Origin of the sequence: thiotrophic endosymbiont of Bathymodiolus puteoserpentis (Logatchev) (assembly GCF_900127505.1) — a bacterium.
Lineage (GTDB): Bacteria > Pseudomonadota > Gammaproteobacteria > PS1 > Pseudothioglobaceae > Thiodubiliella.
This window is the reverse complement of sequence record NZ_UEXF01000042.1, coordinates 1-8,260: the sequence shown is the minus strand read 5'-3', so window position 1 is coordinate 8,260 and position 8,260 is coordinate 1. Positions and strand designations below refer to the sequence as shown.

Annotated in this window: 5 protein-coding genes and 5 pseudogenes; 3 read left to right on the top strand and 7 right to left on the bottom strand. The window is 36.3% G+C overall.

What is annotated here, in order from left to right:
• Positions 1-134: 134 nt before the first annotated feature.
• The gene (rfbD, locus tag BHECKSOX2_RS06330; RefSeq protein WP_180323693.1) at positions 135-1,448 is read right to left on the bottom strand and encodes a dTDP-4-dehydrorhamnose reductase; all 1,314 of its coding nucleotides are present in this window, start codon (positions 1,446-1,448) and stop codon (positions 135-137) included.
• Between the two features lie 172 nt (positions 1,449-1,620).
• Here rfbD and rfbA point away from each other — a divergent pair.
• Together rfbA and rfbC are read left to right on the top strand one after the other, a co-directional pair.
• Positions 1,621-2,496: pseudogene (gene rfbA / locus BHECKSOX2_RS06325) on the top strand (glucose-1-phosphate thymidylyltransferase RfbA).
• Positions 2,497-3,042, top strand: a complete 546-nt coding sequence (gene rfbC, locus BHECKSOX2_RS06320) for a dTDP-4-dehydrorhamnose 3,5-epimerase (RefSeq protein ID WP_139682922.1) — start codon at positions 2,497-2,499, stop codon at positions 3,040-3,042.
• On the opposite strand, the gene BHECKSOX2_RS06315 is transcribed toward rfbC, so the two are convergent.
• The 5 genes and pseudogenes from BHECKSOX2_RS06315 to BHECKSOX2_RS06295 form a co-directional block, all read right to left on the bottom strand.
• Positions 3,039-3,818: a glycosyltransferase family 25 protein gene (locus tag BHECKSOX2_RS06315; protein ID WP_139682921.1), complete on the bottom strand. Its 780-nt coding sequence runs from the start codon at positions 3,816-3,818 to the stop codon at positions 3,039-3,041. The two genes, rfbC and BHECKSOX2_RS06315, sit on opposite strands and share 4 nt — an antisense overlap.
• A 19-nt stretch (positions 3,819-3,837) precedes the next feature.
• A complete protein-coding gene (locus tag BHECKSOX2_RS06310; RefSeq protein ID WP_139682920.1) occupies positions 3,838-4,578 on the bottom strand; it encodes a hypothetical protein in 741 nt (246 codons plus the stop codon).
• 50 nt (positions 4,579-4,628) lie between these two features.
• A pseudogene (locus BHECKSOX2_RS06305) lies at positions 4,629-5,366 on the bottom strand (glycosyltransferase).
• Positions 5,359-6,429 carry a dTDP-glucose 4,6-dehydratase gene (gene rfbB / locus BHECKSOX2_RS06300; RefSeq protein WP_139682919.1) on the bottom strand — a complete coding sequence of 357 codons (1,071 nt, stop codon included), beginning with the start codon at positions 6,427-6,429 and terminating at the stop codon, positions 5,359-5,361. The pseudogene BHECKSOX2_RS06305 and the gene rfbB overlap by 8 nt, the downstream one beginning before the upstream one ends.
• Before the next feature lie 187 nt (positions 6,430-6,616).
• A pseudogene (locus BHECKSOX2_RS06295) lies at positions 6,617-7,887 on the bottom strand (YgiQ family radical SAM protein); the annotation flags it as partial.
• Positions 7,888-7,934: 47 nt separating this feature from the next.
• Here BHECKSOX2_RS06295 and BHECKSOX2_RS10605 point away from each other — a divergent pair.
• A pseudogene (locus BHECKSOX2_RS10605) lies at positions 7,935-8,057 on the top strand (oxygen-dependent tRNA uridine(34) hydroxylase TrhO); the annotation flags it as partial.
• On the opposite strand, the pseudogene BHECKSOX2_RS06290 reads toward BHECKSOX2_RS10605, so the two are convergent.
• Positions 8,039-8,260: pseudogene (locus BHECKSOX2_RS06290) on the bottom strand (IS5/IS1182 family transposase); the annotation flags it as partial. The pseudogenes BHECKSOX2_RS10605 and BHECKSOX2_RS06290 sit on opposite strands and share 19 nt — an antisense overlap.

The following is an 8,260-nucleotide window of genomic DNA, read 5'->3' as shown; positions in this document are numbered from 1 at the left end:
GATTTAGTTAACATTTTTTTAAGCAAAACGACCAAGAAATAAGAGGTATTTTAGCAAAAGTTGGTTGATTTGTCTAGGGTTATTGTTGGTTTTATTGTTATAAATCAATTTGTTGTGTGGTTTTTAAGGGTTGACTAAATAGAACGAATCCAACCAATCGTTAGCCAGGGGTTGAAAAAGGAAATTTCTCTTTCTGGTCTACCTTTTGGATCAATAGTTCTACAAGATACAATGCCAACCTCTGTATTATTTTTAGCAAACTCAAACATACTGTCAATGGCCAATTTGTCAGTCAAAATAACATCAGGATTTAAGAATAACAGATATTCTCCTTTGGCATTATCTGCACCGAGGTTACAGCCATTAGAAAATCCATTGTTACCAGAATTTTTTATGAATTTAGCAGTTGGATTAAATTTGGCAAAGTCATCAAATTTACCATCTTTTGAATCATTATCGATGATGATGATTTCAAAATTGAGTTTTGGCGGGAATTGTTTAAAAGAATCTAAACATTGTTGCAAGACAGTCCAACTTTTATAATTAACAATAATAACAGATAAGCTAATACTATTAGTATTGACTAAACATTCTTTAAGCGAAGACTGCCATGTTGGGATTGTAATGTTAAATTTTGTGGTAATTTTATCCTTATTTAACACGGTATATAATGCTCTTTTAGCAAGCGTGGGATACTCATCTGTGGTGATAGGAATGATGTTTAATTTTATTTTACAAATAGAAAATATTTCTTTGGAAAATTCATACCAACTACATTGCCCCATGCTTGAATAATGATAGGTTGTTGTAGCAAAGTTCCTTGTAAAATCTTTGTTATTGATAATGTGAAGTATTATTGTGGCTAAATCTGTTGCATAAGTTGGCGTGCCTATTTGGTCTGAAACAATTTTTAACTCATCTTTATCTTGTGCAAGCTTTAACATAGTGTCGACAAAATTATTACCATATTGGGAATACAGCCAAGCACTTCTGATAATAAGTGCATTGCTACTCATGGTATTTTGCACGACCTGCTCACCCAATAATTTTGTTTTAGCATAGATATTAATTGGGTTTGGCACATCAAGTTCTATGTACGGATTGGTGGTATTACCATCAAATACATAATCGGTAGAAATATGAATTAACTTAGCGTTACTCTGTTGTGCGATGTATGCCAATTGTCCTACTGCTAAATGATTGATTTGATTAGCCAATTCTTGTTGTCCCTCAGCCTTATCAACTTGGGTATAAGCAGCGCAATTAATAATGACATCAAAACTGTTGCGCTCAAAATACTCTGAGATACTAATATTATCACTAAAGTCTATCTCATCCCTACCTATAAATGTAAAGCTGTATCCCAAATAGTTCTGCGCACTACTGGCAACTACTTCTTGGATAGATTTACCCAGCTGTCCTGTTTTACCTGTAACTAATATTCTCATCTAATCCAGAACATGCACTTAATTATTTCGCTTATAATCAAAACTCTCATGAGAAATTATTTTACTATATCTTATTTAACTCTCAGTTTTTTAATTTAGAAATAATTAGGCATGTGTGCTACTGAATTACAGTTAATAAGAAAACAAGACAAATAAAAAGTAAAATAGCGATATGAAAGGAATCATATTAGCTGGCGGGTCTGGTACTCGTCTATACCCCATTACTCAATGCGTATCTAAACAGTTAATGCCTGTGTATGACAAACCGATGATTTTTTATCCGTTGTCAGTGTTGATGTTAGCGGGTATTCAAGAAGTATTGATTATCTCTACTGCACAGGATTTACCAAGATTTGAGTGTTTATTAGGTGATGGTGCATCTATTGGTATGAAGTTTGAATATATTGTGCAACCCTCACCAGATGGACTAGCGCAGGCATTTATATTAGGCAAGGATTTTATCGTTGATGATGATGCTTGTTTAATCTTGGGTGATAATATTTATTATGGGCACGGGCTTCCTGAGATGCTTTATAGCTGTTGATAGTGCTAAAGACAACAAAGCAACTGTCTTCGGCTACCATGTGTCTGACCCACAACGCTATGGTGTAGTGGAGTTTGACCAAACAGGTAAGGCGATTAGTATTGAAGAAAAGCCAGAGCAACCAAAAAGCAATTATGCCATAACGGGACTGTATTTTTATCCAAATGATGTGATTAAAAAAGCAGCAAAGGTTACACCTTCGCGTCGTGGTGAATTAGAAATCACTTCAGTTAACCAAATGTATCTTGAGGAAGATAGGCTTTCTGTAGAATTAATGGGTAGAGGCTATGCATGGCTTGATACTGGCACTCACGAAAGCCTTTTAGAGGCATCAACCTTTATAGAAAGCATTGAAAAAAGACAAGGATTAAAGGTGTCTTGTATTGAGGAGATTGCCTTTGAAAAAGGCTATATCACCAAAGAACAACTCATCAAACTTGCACAACCATTGAAAAAAATCAGTATGGACAATATTTGCTTGCACGAGCGAGCGAGGGTTTATAAATGGAGTTTATCAGGCAAACGATACCTGATGTTATTCTTATCCAGCCAACAGTTCATGGTGATGATAGAGGGTATTTTTTGGAAACTTTTAGACAAGATTTATTTGAAAATTTTATCGCACGAGAAATTAAATTTATTCAAGAAAACGAATCAAAGTCAAACAAAGGTGTGTTAAGAGGTTTGCACTACCAACTTGCACCATACGCACAGGCAAAATTAGTAAGGGTCGTTGAAGGTAGTATTTTAGATATTGCGCTAGATATTAGACCGTCCAGTCCAACTTATGGGGAGCATATCGCTGTTGAACTCACAAGCCAAAACAAACAGCAGTTATTTATCCCGCAAGGCTTTGCACATGGGTTTGTTGTTTTAAGCGAGAGCGCTGTATTCTCTTACAAAGTAGACAACTACTATAACCCAGCTCAAGAACAAGGTATTACCTACAACGACCAAAAACTTGCCATCGATTGGCAACTTCCACAACATCAGCTACAACTCTCTGAAAAAGATAAAGCCTTGCCTAATTTTAGTTCTATTTTGTTTTAAAAATCTTGCTTTCTAATTTCTATATAGCGTCTCTCAGACTTTGTGATTAGCACTACTTGTCTTAACCCTAGTTTTAACTGAAAGACAATTCTTTTAATTCGAAAAATCCAACTACCTTGTGATTTGTCTTCGGTGCCAAGAATAGACTCAGATGCATTCTTATAAATAGTATTTTCAAGGTTGTAATGTTCACGATAATCTAGTTGAATAATAGGTGTAGGCTCTACTTGATACGCTTTAACACTATGACAAGCAGTAATATGTGCATCGGCCAATGCAATACCTTTTTGTTGCTCGCATTGAATAAGTTTTTTAGCGCCATTCGGATAAAGAATATACCCTGCTGCACCTGTTCTATCTTGATATAGTCTAATTAATTTGGAATTACATCCAATGCTTTCACTTTTTTTAGCAACAAATTTTTTTCTACCTCTGTTTTCAAAATTAATTAAATCAATATTTTTTTTGTTTAATAGATTTTTAAGTAAACTAGGTACACAATTAGACAACAGCGCATCATCTTCTAAGATTAATGCAGGTTTGTTATTCTGAATAATTTTTTCCCAAGCGTGATGATGAGAATAATAACAAGCTACTTCTGTATTTTTTAAAGGGCGTTGCCAATCTTTAGCGTGTTTCTTATAAGTTATTGCATCTATGTCATTGATTGAGGTTGCATCTAAGAATTCAAAATCTAATTTGAGTTTTTCCATTTGCATTTGTTGAAAATTACGACGCTCTATGGCACTTGACAGACTAATGATTAAAATATTCATAATTATATAAAGGTCTTACTTACCACCAAGCAGTTTTATCTCGAATATGCCTATCTTTTGTGCGTTTATAAACGGTATCAAAATTCTGTAAGCGTTTAAAAATCTCAAGTAGAATCTCACCAGCAATATTTATCTCTGCTGCTTTGTCAAGACGCCAACGCATATTCCTAAGGGTATCATCAGTACCAAATTTAAACACTGAAGTACCATCAAATAATGCAAATCTCTGTTCATCATCAAGTTTGGTTTGCTTATCTGTATCGTCTTTATTATTTTGTGCGTTGGTTAAAAATCGCTCTGATTCTTGAATTTTTATGGTATTAAGCAAACAAATGCAAGCAATAGATAAGCTTTTGATCGCATCATTATCTGAATAATCAGCAAAAGTATCTGCTGCTGCCATTAACCAACGAGTATTAAGATTTTCTAATAAGAAATATTTTTCCTCTGTCCAAAGTTGTTCAAACAATTGAAAATGGTTTTTAACTTCAAACTCACGCCTAATTAAAACAATAATTTTAGCATGGGTGTAGCAAAGTTCACTTTGCCCAACAAATTCGTCTCTTAAGGCAGTAAAGTGTTCTTCTAGAGAATTTGAACTGCCCTGTGTGTAAACAACTTCATCGCCTAATAGAATTTGTGTTTTTTGAGATTTAAAATTACTCAAAATCAGTGATGACAATTCTTTAGCCCCAGTACGCCTTTGGTGGCGCGACAATGAAAACCATTTTTCAAACCGTGTTTTATCTCTTTTACCCATTAGTATTTGTTATTTAAATAAGAGTATTAAGTAATTATACCAACACAGCATTATTCTTTCCAATGTTTGACAATCCAAGGGCTGGGCTGAATATGACGGTACCATTTACCACTAATACCTTTAATCGCCTCAGGTGGGTTAGGCAAGCCATGGAAAATAATTACTTTTGCACCCTGAGGAATAAATGGCGCCTTAAACCAAGATTTTATCCACGATGGGCAGCAACGATATTTGAAACTTGGCACCCAGGCATCTTGCCAATATTCAAGTTTTCCCAATTTGTGAATCTCTCGTGATAAATAAGCTTGTTCATGACGAACTTCGCTTTTTACCTGCTCTGAATTTTTCTCAAAGTGAGATAATATTTGTGGGTATTGTCCGATTTCAAAACGAAATACAGATGAATTACCTTCAATTTTTGTTGGATTTTTCTTGTCATGAGCAATTAGAAAATCGCCTTTGGTCATAAAAAAGGCATCGATATTATCAACGATAACCACATCCAAATCCAAAAACAAAGTCTTACCACTCAACCCACCAAAATCCTTTTTAAAGACAGTAAGTTTACGCTATCCTCGCTCAGGTGCATCAGCCAAATTAACTGGTAAGTCCAACTTTGGCAATGGCTGTATTTCCACTTCATTGCGAATACCACTATCATTCTCAGTAAAACATACAAACCTAAAAGGCAATGATAGATTGTGACTCACCATACCATACAAACGATTAACATATTCTGCAGGAAACTTATCGCCCCACTTCATACAAATGATGTTTACGCTATCCATTTCCTAACCTCTCGCCTTGGTAACTACCATCTTTAACGCGTTCACACCAAGTAGTATTTGCTAGATACCATTCAATAGTTTTTTTAAGTCCTGTTGCGAAAGTTTCATCAGGTATCCAGTTGAGTTTATCTTTGATTTTGCTAGCATCAATGGCATATCTAATATCATGCCCCGCTCTATCACTAACAAAAGTAATTAATTGCTCATATTTTGTAATATTGTTGTGCTTACTGGGAGCTAAATCGTCAAGAACAGTACAAATGGTTTTGACGACATCAATGTTTTGCAATTCATTGTGTCCACCAATATTGTAAGTTTCACCGATTTCACCAGTAAGTGCCACATGCAATAATGCTCTAGCATGGTCATCTACATACAGCCAGTCTCTTATTTGTTTGCCATCACCATAGATTGGTAAGTCTTTGCCTTCTAGTGCATTAAGGATAACTAGCGGGATGAGTTTTTCTGGGAATTGATAGGGACCATAATTATTAGAACAGTTAGTAACAAGTGTTGGGAATTTGAAAGTACGCTGCCATGCACGGACTAAATGGTCTGAACTGGCTTTAGCGGCAGAATATGGTGAACTTGGTGCATAAGGGGTATCTTCGGTAAATAAATCATCTAGTCCTTCTAAATCACCATACACTTCATCGGTAGATACATGATGGAATTTAAAGTTATCTTTTTTACTGCCTGTGAGATTTACCCAATAATTTCTGGCAGCTTCAAGCAAAATATAAGTGCCAACGATATTGGTTTGAATAAAGGCACCTGGTCCATCAATAGACCTATCAACATGGGATTCTGCGGCAAGGTGCATAATAATATCAGGTTGGTGCTCGGTAAATACACGCTTGATTGCATTAACATCGCAAATATCCACTTGCTCGAATGCATATCTGTCGCTATTTTCAATAGAGATGAGAGACTCTAGATTCCCTGCGTAGGTGAGCTTGTCAACATTAACAACATGATGCTCTGTATTGTCAATAATATGACGGATAAGGGCTGAGCCGATAAAACCTGCACCACCAGTAATGAGTATTTTTTTTGAATTCATTTGGGTATTTTATCAGACATAAAAAAGCCTATCTCACGAGATAGGCTTTATGTATTTGGCTCCTTGAGCTGGGATCAAACCAGCGACAAACGGATTAATAGCCTGAGTTAAAACTCCTAAACTCTGATATTAAAGCATTTTATGACACAGCAAGATGTTTAGTTTGTTAGTGACTCATTGTGTCTCTTTAATTCTTTTTAGTATTTTTTACAGAAATACGATGATGAAAGTCATTATTGTTATTTCGTGAAAGTTGCGATTTTAGTGTATTTCTAGCTCTAGAATAAGGCACTAAATGCTCCTCTCCATTACCTATTAAGTCACTGCGTCCCATTTGCCTTAACGCCTGTCGTAATACGTCCCAGTTTTTAGGGTCATGATAGCGTAAAAAGGCTTTATGCAATTTGCGTTGTTGTCCACTACGCGGTGTTTTTACTGCTTCTGACTTTCGAGTAATTTTTTTGAGTGGATTTAATTCACTGTGATACATAGCGGAGGCTATTGCCATAGGGGTGGGAATAAAGGCTTGTACTTGATCTGGCTTAAATTGATTACGTTTTAACCAAAGCGCTAAATTTAGCATATCTTTATCAGTGGTTCCAGGGTGTGATGAAATAAAGTAAGGGATTAAGTATTGTTTTTTCCTGCTTGTTTGGAGTAGCGTTCAAACAATGTCTTAAATTGATCATAAGAACCAATACCTGGCTTCATCATTTTTGACAAGGTGTTGTCTTCAGTATGTTCTGGTGCAATTTTTAAACGTCCACTCACATGGTGGGTGACCAGTTCCTTAATGTATTCAGGGTCACGCACGGCTAAGTCGTAACGCAAGCCTGAGGCAATAAAAATATGCTTAATACCTTTTAAATTGCGCGCACGTCTGTACAATTTAGTTAGTGGCTTGTGATCTGTTTCCAGATTTGAGCAAATACCAGGATAGACACAGGAGAGGCGGCGACAAGACGCTTCTATTTTTTCATCTTTGCATTGCAGGCGATACATATTCGCTGTTGGACCACCAAGGTCAGAAATATTGCCTTTAAAATCCCTATCTGTATCGCGAATCGTTTCAATTTCACGAATTACTGAGTCTTCAGAACAGCTCTGGATAATCCGCCCTTCATGCTCAGTAATAGAACAAAATGTACAGCCACCAAAACAACCGCGCATAATATTAATCGAAAAACGAATCATATCGTAGGCTGGGATCTTCAACCTTCCATAAGCAGGATGTGGTTTGCGTGTATAGGGTAATTCAAACACACTATCAAATTCTTGCATTGACAGAGGGATTGGTGGTGGATTTAACCAAACATCACGTTCACCATGACGCTGTACTAAAACGCGTGCATTGCCCGGATTTGTTTCTAGATGAAAAACACGTGATGCATGTGCATATAGATAGCGATCTTTTGCCACCTGTTCAAAAGAAGGTAGGCGGATAACGGTACTTTCTCGCTTTAACCCTTTAGTGCGCTGGTCAAAATAAATGACCTGCTCTGCCCCCTGATGTGTTGTTGATTGATACTCGCAATGATTACGAGTATGGTATCGGTAGTTTTCAAGGTGCGATTAATCCAAATACGGAGACTTTTAGAGAATTCCCCGCTTATACCAAAGAACTTTTAGCTTTGGCACGCTTTTTAACATGGCGGAAGTGACGAATGGCTAAGCGGCAGTTTTTAACTTCTTTAACATAGGTTCTGCGTTGTTGGATACCATGGTATTTTGCTAGCTTGTTAAGCCGATTGATAATCTTAATAGCAAGTTTGGCATCGGTGGGATAGGTGATATTTTTCTCTTGTACCGTGGTGTCAATTAATACTGTTGC